This window comes from Mesorhizobium sp. M7D.F.Ca.US.005.01.1.1 (assembly GCF_003952545.1).
GTDB classification, from domain to species: domain Bacteria; phylum Pseudomonadota; class Alphaproteobacteria; order Rhizobiales; family Rhizobiaceae; genus Mesorhizobium; species Mesorhizobium loti.
On record NZ_CP034453.1, the window covers coordinates 3,152,434 to 3,166,141 of the forward strand.

Annotated in this window: 12 protein-coding genes; 5 read left to right on the top strand and 7 right to left on the bottom strand. The window is 63.8% G+C overall.

Features of this window, described 5'->3' with window-relative positions; all coding sequences use genetic code 11:
* Position 1 precedes the first annotated feature (1 nt).
* The 3 genes from EJ076_RS15050 to thrC are packed head-to-tail and all read right to left on the bottom strand — an operon-like array spanning position 2 to position 3,318.
* Complete coding sequence (locus EJ076_RS15050) at positions 2-598, bottom strand: GNAT family protein (protein WP_126068409.1); 597 nt, start codon at positions 596-598, stop codon at positions 2-4.
* 15 nt (positions 599-613) lie between these two features.
* On the bottom strand, positions 614-1,906 hold the full coding sequence (locus EJ076_RS15055; protein ID WP_126068410.1) for a pitrilysin family protein: 1,293 nt from the start codon (positions 1,904-1,906) through the stop codon (positions 614-616).
* A 14-nt stretch (positions 1,907-1,920) separates the two neighbouring features.
* On the bottom strand, positions 1,921-3,318 hold the full coding sequence (gene thrC, locus EJ076_RS15060) for a threonine synthase (RefSeq protein ID WP_126068411.1): 1,398 nt from the start codon (positions 3,316-3,318) through the stop codon (positions 1,921-1,923).
* Positions 3,319-3,446: 128 nt separating this feature from the next.
* Here thrC and EJ076_RS15065 point away from each other — a divergent pair, with 128 nt between their 5' ends.
* Positions 3,447-4,175: a hypothetical protein gene (locus EJ076_RS15065; protein WP_109662294.1), complete on the top strand. Its 729-nt coding sequence runs from the start codon at positions 3,447-3,449 to the stop codon at positions 4,173-4,175.
* Positions 4,176-4,217: 42 nt separating this feature from the next.
* On the opposite strand, the gene EJ076_RS15070 is transcribed toward EJ076_RS15065, so the two are convergent.
* Positions 4,218-4,904 (bottom strand): HAD family hydrolase, encoded by a 687-nt coding sequence (locus tag EJ076_RS15070; protein ID WP_024503624.1) that lies wholly within the window; start codon positions 4,902-4,904, stop codon positions 4,218-4,220.
* 164 nt (positions 4,905-5,068) lie between these two features.
* On the opposite strand from EJ076_RS15070, the gene EJ076_RS15075 reads away from it, so the two are divergent.
* Entirely contained in the window at positions 5,069-6,202 is a 1,134-nt protein-coding gene (locus EJ076_RS15075; RefSeq protein ID WP_126068412.1) for a site-specific DNA-methyltransferase, read from the top strand.
* Between the two features lie 66 nt (positions 6,203-6,268).
* On the opposite strand, the gene EJ076_RS15080 is transcribed toward EJ076_RS15075, so the two are convergent.
* Together EJ076_RS15080 and mutY are read right to left on the bottom strand one after the other, a co-directional pair.
* The gene (locus EJ076_RS15080; protein WP_126068413.1) at positions 6,269-6,880 is read right to left on the bottom strand and encodes an HAD family phosphatase; all 612 of its coding nucleotides are present in this window, start codon (positions 6,878-6,880) and stop codon (positions 6,269-6,271) included.
* Positions 6,873-8,021, bottom strand: a complete 1,149-nt coding sequence (gene mutY, locus EJ076_RS15085) for an A/G-specific adenine glycosylase (protein WP_126068414.1) — start codon at positions 8,019-8,021, stop codon at positions 6,873-6,875. The genes EJ076_RS15080 and mutY overlap by 8 nt, the downstream gene beginning before the upstream one ends.
* 53 nt (positions 8,022-8,074) lie before the next feature.
* Here mutY and EJ076_RS15090 point away from each other — a divergent pair, with 53 nt between their 5' ends.
* From EJ076_RS15090 to smc, 3 genes are all read left to right on the top strand, one after another.
* Positions 8,075-8,575 carry a DUF721 domain-containing protein gene (locus tag EJ076_RS15090; protein ID WP_109662303.1) on the top strand — a complete coding sequence of 167 codons (501 nt, stop codon included), beginning with the start codon at positions 8,075-8,077 and terminating at the stop codon, positions 8,573-8,575.
* Between the two features lie 163 nt (positions 8,576-8,738).
* Positions 8,739-9,482: a DsbA family protein gene (locus EJ076_RS15095; RefSeq protein WP_109662306.1), complete on the top strand. Its 744-nt coding sequence runs from the start codon at positions 8,739-8,741 to the stop codon at positions 9,480-9,482.
* Between the two features lie 105 nt (positions 9,483-9,587).
* Complete coding sequence (gene smc / locus EJ076_RS15100) at positions 9,588-13,046, top strand: chromosome segregation protein SMC (protein WP_126068415.1); 3,459 nt, start codon at positions 9,588-9,590, stop codon at positions 13,044-13,046.
* A 242-nt stretch (positions 13,047-13,288) separates the two neighbouring features.
* Here smc and EJ076_RS15110 read toward each other — a convergent pair whose 3' ends face one another.
* Entirely contained in the window at positions 13,289-13,657 is a 369-nt protein-coding gene (locus EJ076_RS15110; RefSeq protein ID WP_126068416.1) for a hypothetical protein, read from the bottom strand.
* Between the last annotated feature and the right edge of the window lie 51 nt (positions 13,658-13,708).

Here is a 13,708-nt window from a genome sequence, read left to right on the forward strand (position 1 = left end):
ATCAGTCCTTCGTTCCAACGCCCGGCGGATCGTCCGCGATCCGGGCGTAGAGGTAGTGGTCCTGCCAGATGCCGTTGATCCTGAGATAGGATCGCAGAAGTCCTTCGCGCCGGAATCCGGCTTTTTCAAGCACGCGGATCGACCGGATATTGTCGGGAATACAGGCCGCTTCGATCCGGTGCAACCTCAGCGTATCGAAGGCGAAGCGCGCCACCACCTTGACCGCGTCGGTCATCAGGCCGCGGCCGCCAAAGCGTTCGCCGATCCAGTAGCCGACATGGCCGCTTTGCGAGACGCCGTGGCGTATGTTGCCGAGCGTGATACCGCCCGCCAGTTTGCCGCTGCTCCTCTCGAAGATGAAGAAGGCGATCGCAGTCCCTTGCGCATAGTCTTCGCGGTAGCGGCTGATGCGCAGCCGCCATGCGGTGCGGTCGAGTTCATCCGGCGTCCAGCGCGGCTCCCATGGTTCGAGGAAGGCCCGGCTTTCGCCACGCACCGTCGCCCACTCGCGGTAGTCGTTGGTGAACGGCACGCGCAGCGTGACGCGGTCGCCTTTCAGTGCCGGCAGGTCACGGCGAAAGAAAGGGAGCGCGAACACGGCGCTTTGAGGGGCTTAGACGGCGAGCTTGCGGGCCGTGGTCTGCGTGCCAGCGAGCGATTCGAGGATCGCTTCGTATGGCGCCAGCGTACCCACAGGCCCGACAGCGGTAAGCGTCGGCTTGGTCGAGAACAGCCGCGACGACAGATCGGTCAGCCGCTCGATCGTCAGCGCCGACAGCCGTTCCATCAGTTCCTCCTTGGCGATCGGCCGGCCGAACAGAAGCAGTTGCCGAGCGATCTGCGAAGCCCGGCTGGCCGGGCTTTCGGCGGACATGATCAAGCCGGCGCGATATTGGGCGCGCGCGCGGTCGAGTTCTTCCTGCAGGATTTTCTCGCCGGCCTTCTGCAGTTCGTCGATGATGACAGGCACCAGTTCGGCGATGTCGCTCTGGCCGGTCGCGGCATGGACGCCGAAGACGCCGGTGTCGGAAAATCCCCAATGGAAGGCATAGACCGAATAACACAGGCCGCGCTTCTCGCGGACCTCCTGGAACAGACGCGACGACATGCCGCCGCCGAGGATCATTGACAGCACCTGCGAGGCATAGAAATCGCGCACATGATAGGCGCGGCCTTCGAATCCCAGGACGATCTGCGCGTCCATCAGGTCGCGGTCCTCGCGGAAGTCGCCGCCGACATATTGCGCATATTGCGGGATGGTGCTGTCAGCCTTGCTGCGGAAGCCGCCGAGCTGCTTTTCGACCTCACGCACGAAATTGTCGTGCTTGATGTCGCCGGCAGCGACGATCACCATGCGTTCGGCGCCATATTGCCGTTCGATGAAATCGTGCAACTGCTTCGAGGTGAAGGATTTGACGGTTTCCGGCGTGCCCAGGATCGAGCGGCCGATGGTCTGGTGGCGAAACGCCGTCTCGGTGAAGCGGTCGAAGACGATGTCGTCGGGCGTGTCGTGCGCGGCGCCGATCTCCTGCAGGATCACATGCTGCTCGCGTTCGAGTTCCTGCGGGTCGAATTCGGATTCCTGCAGGATGTCGGCAAGAATGTCGACGGCCAGCGGCACATCGTCGGAGAGCACCCTGGCATAGTAGGAGGTGGTCTCGACGCTGGTGGCGGCGTTGATCTCGCCGCCGACGTCCTCGATTTCCGAGGCGATTTCGAAGGCGCTTCGCCGTTTCGTGCCCTTGAACGCCATGTGCTCGAGCAGATGGGCCATGCCATGCTCGTCGTCGCGTTCATTGCGGGCACCCGACTTGACCCAGGCACCAAGGGCAACCGATTCGATGCTTTGAAGGGTTTCGGTGGCGACTGTCAGGCCGTTCGACAGACGGCTTACCTCAACACCCATATGGCTACTACTCCCTAACGCGCCGCCCGCGCGCGGCGGCCGACGTAATCTTCCACCATTTTCAGGTCGGATGGAAGTACCGTGTATTTTTCCTCCGATGTCATCAACCCACCTAGCCATGCGGGCAGTGCGGGGAAGACGCCGCTGGCGGCTTCGACGGCGGCCGGGAATTTTGCCGGGTGGGCGGTGCCCAACACCACCATCGGCACGGCGCCTGCCGCCTTGCCTGCCGCGACATGTACAGCCGCCGCTGTGTGCGGATCGAGCAGATAGTTGCTGGCCGCGAGCGTCGCGCGGATGGTGGCGGCGACCTCGTCCATATCAGCCCGGCCGGCGTCGAATTCGGACCGCATGCTAGCGATTTGCTGGGTTTCGATGGTGAAAGCGCCGGATTGCTTCAGGCTGTCCATGTAGCGTCGCACGGTCGCGGCGTCACGGCCGGAGGCCTCGAACAGCAAGCGTTCGAAATTGGACGACACCTGGATATCCATCGACGGCGACGTGGTCGCAAAGACGCCCTTGGTGCGGTATTCGCCGGTCGCGAAGGTCCGCGCCAGGATGTCGTTGTCGTTGGTGGCGATGACCAGCCGCTCGATCGGCAGGCCCATCTTCTTGGCCGCGTAGCCGGCGAAGATATCGCCGAAATTGCCGGTCGGCACCGTGAAGGAGACCGGCCTGTCCGGCGCGCCGAGCGACAGCGCCGAGGAGAAATAATAGACGATCTGGGCCATGATGCGGGCCCAGTTGATCGAATTGACGCCTGAAAGCGCAACCCGGTCGCGGAAGCTGTGATCGTTGAACATGTCCTTGAGCAGGCCCTGGCAATCGTCGAAATTGCCTTCGATCGCCAGCGCATGGACGTTTTCAGCCGTCGACGTCGTCATCTGCCGCTGCTGCACCGGCGAGACGCGGCCGTGCGGGAACAGGATGAAGATGTCGGTGCGGCTGCGCCCGGCAAAGGCATCGATTGCCGCCCCGCCAGTATCGCCAGAGGTGGCGCCGACGATGGTGGCGTGCTGATCACGTTCGGTAAGCACATGGTCCATCAGCCGGGCGAGAAGCTGCATCGCCACGTCCTTGAAGGCGAGCGTCGGCCCGTGGAAGAGTTCCAGGATGAAGGTGTTGGGGCCGGTCTGCACCAGAGGACAGACGGCCTCGTGACGGAAGGTGGCATAGGCTTCGCGCACCAGCCGTTCAAAGACGGGCGCCGGGATTTCGCCGCCAAGGAACGGCGACAGCACGCGGATGGCAAGATCGGGATAGGCAAGGCCGCGCATGGCGCGGATCTCGGCCGCGGAAAACTGCGGCCACTCACGCGGCACATAAAGCCCGCCGTCGCGCGCCAGCCCAGCCAGCACGGCGTCGGAAAATCCAAGAACGGGGGCTTCCCCGCGGGTACTCACATATTGCATGTCACAAATCCGTTACTGCTTGGCTTTTCCGTCCACCGCAAGGTGGTTAATTTCTGCGCTGGCTCAGTCGCATTTTTGCCGCGCGGTTGATATACGTCACCAGCTTTGCGAGAGGGAAGTGCAGTTTCATGGCGTTTCGTACATTCAGTGGTCGCTTTTTGGCGGGTCTTGCGCTCACCGGCTTTATGCTTGCCGCCGCCGGCTGCCAATCGGGCGACAATGGCATCCTGAACCTCGGCATCGGCAAGAAGGATCCGACGGTTCCACCGCCGCCTCAGGATCCCAAGATCCTGGCCAGCCAGTTGCAGGCCTATTGCCCCCGGGTGACAGTGCGCGACGGCACGGCCTTCTTCAACACCTACGCCAAGGGCGTCCAGAAGCCCAAGCCCAAGCTCAAGAAGACCGGCGACGCCGCGCAGGATGCCGCGGCCCAGGCTGAGGCCGACGCCGCCGCTGCAACTCCGCCCGACGAGTCGGCGAACATCATCTACCAGGCATCGGTCAGCGACGTGACACGCGACTGCAGCCGTGCCAACGGCCAGCTGACGATGAAGATCGCGGTCGCCGGCAAGATCGTGCCGGGACCGAAGTTCTCGCCCGGCACCATCACCATGCCGATCCGCACCGCGGTGATGCATGGCACCGACGTGCTTTACTCGCAGATTCACCAGTATCAGGTCCAGGTCACCGACCCCTCGGTCGCCACACAGTTCGTCTTCACCGATTCCAATATTGTCGTGCCCGAGCCGACGGCGCAGGACTATCAGGCCTTTGCCGGCTATGATGAAAACGCGCCGAAGGCGACGACGGACAAGCCGAAGAGGACCCACCGCAAGAGAACTGCCGCGACGAACTAGAGCGCGGCAGTTGCACGAGGCGTGCGTCGCTGCGCACGCTTCTCAGGCGTCAGACCACTCCGACAGCGCCGCGATCACGCTTTTCAGCTCCGCCCAGCGGCGGATCACCGTCTCGGCGCCGGCCTCGGTCAATGCGTCGGCATGGCCGGGATAGCTGTGGGCCGCGCCGGTGAAGCCGATCACGCGCATGCCTGCCGCCCTGGCGCCGTGGACGCCGTGCACGGAATCCTCGATGACGAACGTGTTCGCTGGGTTGGCGTTGAGTGTCTCCGCCGCGAACAGGAACACGTCAGGCGCCGGCTTGGTCTTCTTGCTTGGTATTTCCAGCGCCGAAAAAATCCGGCCGGCGAAAAACGGCAGCAGGTGCACCTTCTCCAGCATGAATTCGATCCGCTCCGAGCGCGAATTCGAGCAGACGCAGCGCGGCGCCGTTACTGCGGCGACCGCCTCGCGCACGCCGTCTATGGCGCGCACGTCGCTGCGCAATTTGCGGTCGACCAGGTCTTCGGCGCGGTCGATCAGTGAGGCCTGGAATGGAATGCTGGATTTCTCCTCGACCCGCATCATGATGTCCTTGAAGGTCAGTCCGGCATAGGTCTCGGAAATCTCCTCAGCCGATATTTCGTACCCGGCCAGGGTCAGCAGTTCCGCCTCCACGCGGGCGGCGATGATTTCGGAATCGACGAGCACGCCGTCGCAATCGAAGATGACAAGGTCTGGCTGGGGCATGGTGATCCGGACAATGGGAGGATGAAGGGGCCTCGGGAGGCTCAGGCGGCGCGGCATACACCAACAGGGCCACCTTCGCAAATTCGGCAGTCTTCACCGAATATTTACGCTGATCGGTAACCATAACAGAGAGTAAAACAGTAACGCGTGCCTTGGGTGTCAGAATGTCTGCCGTGCGTCTTCTCGACGAGCTATCCCACGCTCCCCAGCAATCCGAATGGCTGGATACGATCCTCAAGGGCGACTGCGTCGCCGCACTCGACCGGCTGCCCGAAAAGTCGATCGATGTCATCTTCGCCGATCCACCCTACAATCTGCAGCTCGACGGCGACCTGCACCGGCCCGATCAGTCCAAGGTCGACGCCGTCGACGACGACTGGGACCAGTTCGAGAGTTTTGAAGCTTACGACGCCTTCACGCGTGCCTGGCTTCTGGCGGCGCGCCGGGTGCTGAAGCCCAACGGCACCATCTGGGTCATCGGCTCATATCACAACATCTTCCGGGTCGGCGCCAAGATGCAGGATCTAGGCTTCTGGATCCTCAACGACGTCGTCTGGCGCAAGACCAACCCGATGCCGAATTTCCGCGGCCGCCGCTTCCAGAACGCGCATGAGACGATGATCTGGGCTTCGCGCGACCAGAAGGGCAAGGGCTATACCTTCAACTACGAAGCGATGAAGGCGTCCAACGACGACATCCAGATGCGCTCCGACTGGCTGTTCCCGATCTGCACCGGCGGCGAGCGGCTGAAGAACGACAATGGCGACAAGCTGCACCCGACGCAGAAGCCGGAAGCGCTGCTTGCCCGCATCATGATGGCCTCGACCAAACCGGGCGACATCGTGCTCGATCCCTTCTTCGGCTCCGGCACCACCGGCGCGGTGGCCAAACGCCTCGGCCGCCATTTCGTCGGCATCGAACGCGAGCAGGCCTATATCGACGCCGCCAACGAGCGCATCGACGCAGTGCGGCCGCTGGATGGTGCTGACTTGACCGTGCTTACCGGCAAGCGCGCCGAGCCGCGCGTTGCCTTCGTCAGCCTCATCGACACCGGGCTGATGATGCCGGGTGCGACGCTCTACGACGCCAAGAAGCGCTGGGCGGCCAAGGTGCGCGCCGACGGCACGGTGGCGATCGGCGACAGCGCCGGCTCGATCCACAAGATCGGCGCCGAAGTGCAGGGCCTGGATGCCTGCAACGGCTGGACCTTCTGGCACTATGAGCGCAGCGGCGGCCTGACCCCGATTGACGAGCTTCGCCGCATTGCACGGCTTGGCATGGAGCGGGCAGGGGCCTGAGCCCCTGCCAATTGCGTCGAATTCCGTTGATTCAAAGTCGCAACGGATCGCGCGAAGCGATTCAAATCACGCCTTGATTCCGTGACGTTCAAGGTCTGCTTGAAGCGTTTTCGCATCGGTGAACAGCACCGACTGCCAGCCCGCCGCCTTGGCGCCGTCGACATTCTTCTGGCTATCATCGATGAACAGCGTCGCCGCCGGTTCGAGGCCGAAGGCAGCGACGTGATGATCGTAAATGCCGCGATCCGGCTTGATCAGGCCGATCTCACCGGAGATCGTGACGCCACGCGGCCGTTCGAGAAAATCGAAGCGCTCGCGGGCCTCGGCCAGCGTGTCGCTGGCAAAATTGGTCAGCATGGTCACGTCGTGGCCGCTCTCGATCAGGCCGACCATGATGGCGACGCTGTCGTCATAGGCATGCGGCACCATCTCGTGCCAGTGGCGGCGGAAACTGCGGATGTTTTCCGCGTGATCGGGATGGTCCGCGATCAGCAGCGCCTCGGCCTCTTCCCAGGTCCGTCCGCGGTCCTGCTCGATGTTCCAGTCATGCGTGCAGACATTGTCGAAGAACCACTTTCTCTCTTCGGCATCCGGAATGAGGCGGCTGAACGGAATGTTGGGATCGTAGTGGATCAGCACTCTACCGATGTCGAAAACGATGTGGAGTATTTCAGTCATGGGGCCTCTTTGCACTGTGCGGCGACGGCTTTTTCGTCGCGTCGGGTATCGCCGCTTCAATTGCCTTTTTCATGACGGTCGGCAGTGCTTCCCCGGAAATTTCATGGGCCAGCGACCAGAAATGTCCCGCCGGCACATCACCTTTGATGTGGGCGTGAAAGACTTCGAGTTCGAGAGCGAAATGCGTGAAGACATGTGCAATGCGGCCTGCATGCCGCCAGTCGGCGGGGAAGGGCGCTGCCGCCTCCGTGGTGTCGCCATCGATCCGCGCGGTCCAGCCAGTCGTCGGTACCTCGGTCATGCCGCCAAGCAGGCCTTTCTCCGCCCGCTTACGCAGAAGGATAGCGCCGTCGCTTCTGACCGCGACGAAGGCCGCGCCGCGCCGCAGGGGCTTGTCGGCCTTTGGCAGGCGCACCGGAAAGTGTTCAGGATCGCCTGAAAGGACGGCGCTGCAGTCTTCGCGCAGCGGGCACAGCATGCAGCGCGGCCGCCGTGGGGTGCAGATGGTGGCGCCGAGATCCATCATCGCCTGAGCGAAGTCGCCAGGCCTTGCCCCGGGCACCATGCGCTCGACATGGGCGCGGATCTCGGGCTTGGCCTCGCTCAACGGCGCTGTGATCGAAAACAACCGGGAGATGACGCGTTCGACATTGCCGTCGACAACGGCGGCGGGGCGGTCGAAGGCGATCGCCGTAATCGCCGCCGACGTATAGGCGCCGATGCCAGGCAATTCTCTCAAAGCAGTCTCCGTGTCGGGAAACCGGCCGCCACGTTGAGCCACCAGATCGGCACAGGCCTTGAGATTGCGGGCGCGGGAATAGTAGCCGAGCCCGGCCCAGGCCTTCATCACGTCTTCGGTCGGTGCTGCGGCCAGTGCCTCGACATCGGGCCATTTCTCGACGAAAACCCGGAAATAGGCCTTCACCGCTTCGACGGTGGTCTGCTGCAGCATGACCTCGGACAGCCAGATACGGTAGGGATCGGGCCTTGCGCCTTGCGCATGCTCACGTGGCGTGATCCGCCATGGCAACTCACGGTGGTGCACATCGTACCAGTCGAGCAGGCGGGATGCGATATCCCCGGATGTGGCTTTACCACTATCCCCGGATGCGGTCTTGCGGGTCTGGTCTGCTGATGCCATTGATCTTGTATTGGCCTGGCCGGTATCTGCTGGGTCGTGGCTGGAGAACGTACATGGCAGGGAGAACGCCCTACGGCAATCCCGTCCCGGTCAGTGATCTCGCGACCAAGATCCTCGATCCGGTGCTGCGAAAGCGGGCCGGCATTTCGATCGGCCTCGTCCAGTCATGGGAAGAGATTGCCGGTCCACGGCTGGCCAGCCACTCGCGCCCCGAAAAGATCCAGTGGCCGCGCCGCATGCATGAGGACGATCCGTTCGAGCCGGCGGTGCTGGTCATCGCCTGCGAAGGCATGGCGGCACTTCATCTGCAGCACGAGACCGGCGAGATCATCAACCGGGTCAACGCCTTCCTCGGTTTCACCGCCATCAGCCGCATCAGGATCCTGCAGAAGCCGGTGACAACTGATAAAGGACGGCGCAAGCCGGCCCTCAGGCCGCTGACGGCTGCCGAGAAGATGAAATTGTCGGGAACCGTCGGCCTGGTCGACAATGATGCGTTGCGCGCCTCTCTGGAAAAACTTGGCGCGACCATTATTGGGGAGAGAAAGTCATAGGCCTCTCGAAGAAAGTCGTGGATTTGTCGTCAATATCTCGCATTCGTGATCGCCCCTGTCAGGTTTCGCGATTGGATTGGGGATCGAGATGCCTTAATTCGCGCCAACTCTCGCCTTTTCGTGCCTTTGCATTGCAAAATCCAACCCTTGTCAGGTGATTCGTATGAACCGTCCCCCGTTCGGCCAAAGCTTGTCTCGCAGAAACGTCCTGTCTTCGCTGGCCGCCATTCCGGCGGTCGCCCTGCTCGCCGCCTGCAGCGACTCTGGCGAGGAAGCGAAGGCCGCGGATGTGAAGCCCGCCGATCCTGCCGCTCCCGCAAAGCCGGCCACGCCGGCCGCCGCTACCGCGCCGGAAGCCCAGGGCACCGTGGATATGGTGGAACTGATGAAGCCGGGTGCACTGCCTGACAAGCAGCTTGGCAAGGACGACGCCAAGGTCACCATCGTCGAATACGCCTCGATGACCTGCCCGCACTGCGCGCATTTCGCCGAAACCACCTTTCCGGATCTGAAGACCAAGTACATCGACACCGGCAAGGCGCGCTACATCCTGCGCGAATTCCCGTTCGATCCGAGCGCCGAAGCCGGATTCATGCTGGCGCGCTGCGCCAAGGATAACTATTTCCCGATGGTCGACGTCCTGTTCCGGCAGCAGGCGAACTGGGTTGGCGTCCAGAATACCAAGGATGCGCTGCTGCAAATCTCGAAGCTTGCCGGTTTTACACAGGAGTCCTTCGAGGCCTGCTTGACGGACCAGAAACTTCTGGACGATGTGAGATCGGTCCAGAAGCGCGGCGCCAATGAATTCAAGGTCGACTCGACACCGACCTTCTTCATCAACGGTAAGACCTACAAAGGGGCGATGTCGATTGAGGAAATGTCGGCCATCATCGACCCTCTGCTCTGACGTTCAGTCAGCCCTGAGGCGGCGGCGCTTCGGCGTGCGCGGCTTCTTGTCGTGCCGCGAATTCTCATCGCCAAACCACGGAAATCCGCTTAGTGGGCGGCGCGAATGAAGTTTTCGCGCCTTCGCCTCCTCGGTTTCAAGTCCTTCGTTGAGCCCGGCGAGTTCGTCATCGAACGCGGACTGACCGGCATTGTCGGGCCAAATGGCTGCGGCAAGTCGAACCTTGTCGAGGCGCTGCGCTGGGTGATGGGCGAAAGCTCCTACAAGAATATGCGCGCGTCCGGCATGGACGACGTGATCTTTTCCGGCTCGGGCACTCGGCCCGCACGCAACACCGCCGAAGTCACGCTTTTCCTCGACAACAGTGATCGCTCCGCGCCTGCCGCCTTCAACGATGCCGATGAATTGCAGGTGTCGCGCCGCATCGAGCGTGAGGCCGGCTCGCTCTACCGCATCAACGGCAAGGAGGCCCGCGCCAAGGACGTGCAGCTTCTGTTCGCCGACCAGTCGACCGGCGCGCGTTCGCCGTCCATGGTCGGCCAGGGCCGCATCGGCGAGCTGATCCAGGCCAAGCCGCAGGCGCGCCGCGCCCTGCTCGAAGAGGCGGCCGGCATTTCCGGCCTGCACACCCGCCGCCACGAGGCAGAACTGCGGCTGAAGGCGGCCGAGCAGAACTTGGAAAGGCTGGACGACGTCGTCGGCGAGCTGGAAAGCCAGATCGAAAGCCTGAAGCGCCAGGCGCGCCAGGCGTCCCGCTTCAAGAACCTGTCCGCCGATATCCGCAAGGCCGAAGCAACACTCTTGCATCTGCGCTGGACGCTGGCCAAGACCCAGGAAGGCGAGGCGCGCTCGGCGCTGGCGGTTGCGACAGCCCTTGTCGGCGACCGCGCCGCCGCCCAGATGGCCGCCGCCAGGGAGCAAGGCATCGGCGCTCATCGCTTGCCGGACCTGCGCGACGCGGAAGCCGCCGCTGCCGCCGCCTTCCAGCGCCTGTCGATCGCCAAGTCGCAGATCGAGGAGGAAGCCGGCCGCATCCGCGCCCGTCAGACCGAACTCGAGCGCCGGTTGCAGCAACTCGACGGCGATATCGCCCGCGAGGAGCGCATGGTCCGCGACAATGCGGACATTCTTGAGCGCCTTCGCGCCGAGGAAGCCGCGCTCAATTCCGAAAATGCCGGTGCCGCCGAGCGCGAGGCCAGCACCCGGGCCGCCTTCGAGCAGGCAGCGTCAACGCTTTCACAAAGTGAAGCCAAGCTCGCCGCGCTGACCGCCGAGCGGGCAGAGGCTGCCGCCTCGCGCAACCAGATCGAGCGGACGCTGCGCGACACCGCCGAGCGCCGCGACCGTTTCGCCCGTCAGCTTGCCGATGTCGACCGCGAATTGTCTGAGATACTCTCCAAGGTCGCCGGCCTGCCGGATCCGGCCGAGAAGCGCGTGCTGGTCGAACAGGCCATGGCGCTGCTGGAGGAATCCGAGGCTGCCGTATCGGATGCGGAGCAGTCGGTCATCGATGCCCGCGCCACGGAAAGCGCTGCCCGGCCACCGCTTCAGGATGCCAGGGCCGAGCTGGCGCGGATCGAGACGGAAGCGCGCACGCTGGCCAAGATACTCAATGCCGCCAGCGGCGATCTCTTCCCGGCCGTGCTGGAACAGATCAGCGTCGATCGCGGTTTCGAGACGGCGCTGGGGGCGGCACTTGGCGAAGACCTCGACGTACCGCTCGACCGCAGCGCGCCGGTGCATTGGGGCGAAAGCGCGATCCAGCCCGGCGACGCGGCTCTGCCGGAAGGCATCAAGAGCCTGGCCAGCGTGGTCCATGCACCGGCACAGCTCGCCCGCCGTCTGGCGCAGACCGGCATCGTAGACGCCGGCGATGGCCGCCGGCTGCAGGCGCTTCTTGCTCCCGGCCAGCGGCTGGTCAGCCGCGAGGGCGCGCTCTGGCGCTGGGATGGCTTTACCGCCAGTGCCGATGCGCCGACCGCCGCAGCACAACGGCTGGCGCAGAAGAACCGGCTGGCCGAGCTCGATGCCGAGGCGATACAGGCGACGCTCATCCTGCGCCAGGCCGAAGAGGCGCTGGGAGAGGCCGAACAGGCGCTTCGCCTCACAAGCGAGGCCGAGCGCAACGCGCGCCAGGCCGGCCGTGACGCCCAGCATCGGCTGGACGCTGCCCGCAATGCGCTGGCCGAGGCCGAAAGGGCCGGCGGCGAATTGCAGAGCCGGCGCGCCGCACTCGATGAGGCGCGCGCCCGCATCGTCGACAGCCATGAGGAGATTTCGGCCGCCTTCGCCGAGGCGGAAATGCTGCTGCACGACGCGCCAGATCTCGGCGATCTGCAATTGCAGCTCGAACAGTCCTCGGCCAATGTCGCCCGCGACCGCGCCACGCTTGCCGATGCGCGTGCCGTGCATGAGGGGCTGCGCCGCGAAGCCGAGGCGCGTGCGCGCCGGCTCGATGCCATTGGCGCCGAGCGCAGCAATTGGCTGGAGCGGGCCGAAAACGCCTCGACGCAGATCGCATCGCTCGGCGAACGCAAGGCTGAGGCCGAGGCCGAACGCGAGCGGCTGGCCGATGCTCCCGATGAAATCGACGCCAAGCGGCGCGCGCTGCTGTCGCAGCTCACCGAGGCCGAGACCTTGCGCAAGGCGGCGGCCGACCGTTTGCAGGAAGCGGAGAACCGGCAATCCGAAATGGACAAGGCCGCCACCGGCGCCATCCAGTTCCTGGCCGAGGCGCGCGAGACCCGCGTTCGCGCCGAAGAGCGGCTGACGGCGGCCGACGAACGCCGGCTGGAGGTCGAAGCGCGTATCCAGGAGACGCTGAACACGCCGCCGCATCTGGTCATCCGCCATACCGGTCTGGAGGCTGACAGCCCGATGCCGGAAATGGCCGAGATCGAGCGTCAGCTCGACCGGCTGAAGATCGAGCGCGAACGGCTCGGCGCCGTCAACCTGCGCGCCGAGGAGGAACAGAAGGAGCTTTCCGACCGGCTGGAGGCGATCGTCTCCGAGCGCGAGGACATCATCGAGGCGATCCGCAAGCTCAGGCAGGCGATCCAGAGCCTCAATCGCGAAGGCCGTGAACGGCTGCTGGCCGCCTTCGACGTCGTCAACGGCCATTTCCAGCGGCTGTTCTCGCATCTGTTCGGCGGCGGCACGGCGGAATTGCAGCTGATCGAATCCGACGATCCGCTCGAGGCCGGGCTTGAAATCCTGGCCCGCCCGCCTGGCAAGAAGCCGCAGACCATGACGTTGCTGTCCGGCGGCGAACAGGCGCTGACGGCGATGTCGCTGATCTTCGCGGTGTTCCTGACCAATCCGGCGCCGATCTGCGTGCTCGATGAAGTCGATGCGCCGCTCGACGACCACAATGTCGAGCGCTTCTGCAATCTCATGGACGAAATGGCTGCCACCACCGAGACTCGTTTCGTCATCATCACCCACAATCCAATCACCATGGCGCGCATGAACCGGCTGTTCGGCGTGACCATGGCCGAGCAGGGCGTCAGCCAGTTGGTCTCGGTCGACCTGCAGGCGGCTGAAGCGATGCGCGAGGCAAGCTGATCCAGGTCGCGCTGCCTGCGAATGGGCCGCGCCGGAGCATTTCCAGAAAAGTGTAAACGGCTTTCCGCCCGGCAAAACAAACAGTCAGAGGGGCGGACTGTGTTTGTGCGAATGATGTTTGGCCGAGGACCAGACGAAATAGAGTGATCCCAATTTCAGCACAGGCACTCTGCGATCCCGCTCGCGATCACGCAGTTCGCGGTAGGTCTTCACCTTCAGCGTGCCCGGACTCGAGGACAAGCTCAGCCTTTGCGCCGCGAGATCCAGTGCACACAGATCACGGCCACGAGGCCGCATGCCATGCCGATGCAATCGGCGACCCAGTCGAACACATCCAGGTCGCGCGCTATCAGCGCCGTGCCCTGGAGGACCTCGATCGCTGCTCCGACCAGGGCGAGGAAGATGATCACCAGCACTTTGCGATCGGGCCAGCCAAGCCCTCCAAGGAAGGTCAGGACGGCAAAGGCGCTGGCGTGGTTCAGCTTGTCGTAGTGGAAGCCGACGTCGATGCCGAATTCCTTGAGACGGGGTACCGGCAGCAGCGCAAGCACAAGAACAGCGATGAGCGTAACGAGAAAAGCGACCCGTTCGGCGACTGAATAAAATCTCATCCTGCTCCAACAACACTCTGTGCACGACTGCCGGGAAGGCCGAACCGGCTT

Bases quoted from the DNA above. Each gene is read 5' to 3' on its own strand.
- EJ076_RS15055 (WP_126068410.1), bottom strand. From the start codon at position 1,906: ATGGGTGTTGAGGTAAGCCGTCTGTCGAACGGCCTGACAGTCGCCACC.
- thrC (WP_126068411.1), bottom strand. From the start codon at position 3,318: ATGCAATATGTGAGTACCCGCGGGGAAGCCCCCGTTCTTGGATTTTCC.
- EJ076_RS15065 (WP_109662294.1), top strand. From the start codon at position 3,447: ATGGCGTTTCGTACATTCAGTGGTCGCTTTTTGGCGGGTCTTGCGCTC.
- EJ076_RS15070 (WP_024503624.1), bottom strand. From the start codon at position 4,904: ATGCCCCAGCCAGACCTTGTCATCTTCGATTGCGACGGCGTGCTCGTC.
- EJ076_RS15075 (WP_126068412.1), top strand. From the start codon at position 5,069: ATGTCTGCCGTGCGTCTTCTCGACGAGCTATCCCACGCTCCCCAGCAA.
- EJ076_RS15080 (WP_126068413.1), bottom strand. From the start codon at position 6,880: ATGACTGAAATACTCCACATCGTTTTCGACATCGGTAGAGTGCTGATC.
- mutY (WP_126068414.1), bottom strand. From the start codon at position 8,021: ATGGCATCAGCAGACCAGACCCGCAAGACCGCATCCGGGGATAGTGGT.
- EJ076_RS15090 (WP_109662303.1), top strand. From the start codon at position 8,075: ATGGCAGGGAGAACGCCCTACGGCAATCCCGTCCCGGTCAGTGATCTC.
- EJ076_RS15095 (WP_109662306.1), top strand. From the start codon at position 8,739: ATGAACCGTCCCCCGTTCGGCCAAAGCTTGTCTCGCAGAAACGTCCTG.
- smc (WP_126068415.1), top strand. From the start codon at position 9,588: ATGAAGTTTTCGCGCCTTCGCCTCCTCGGTTTCAAGTCCTTCGTTGAG.
- EJ076_RS15110 (WP_126068416.1), bottom strand. From the start codon at position 13,657: ATGAGATTTTATTCAGTCGCCGAACGGGTCGCTTTTCTCGTTACGCTC.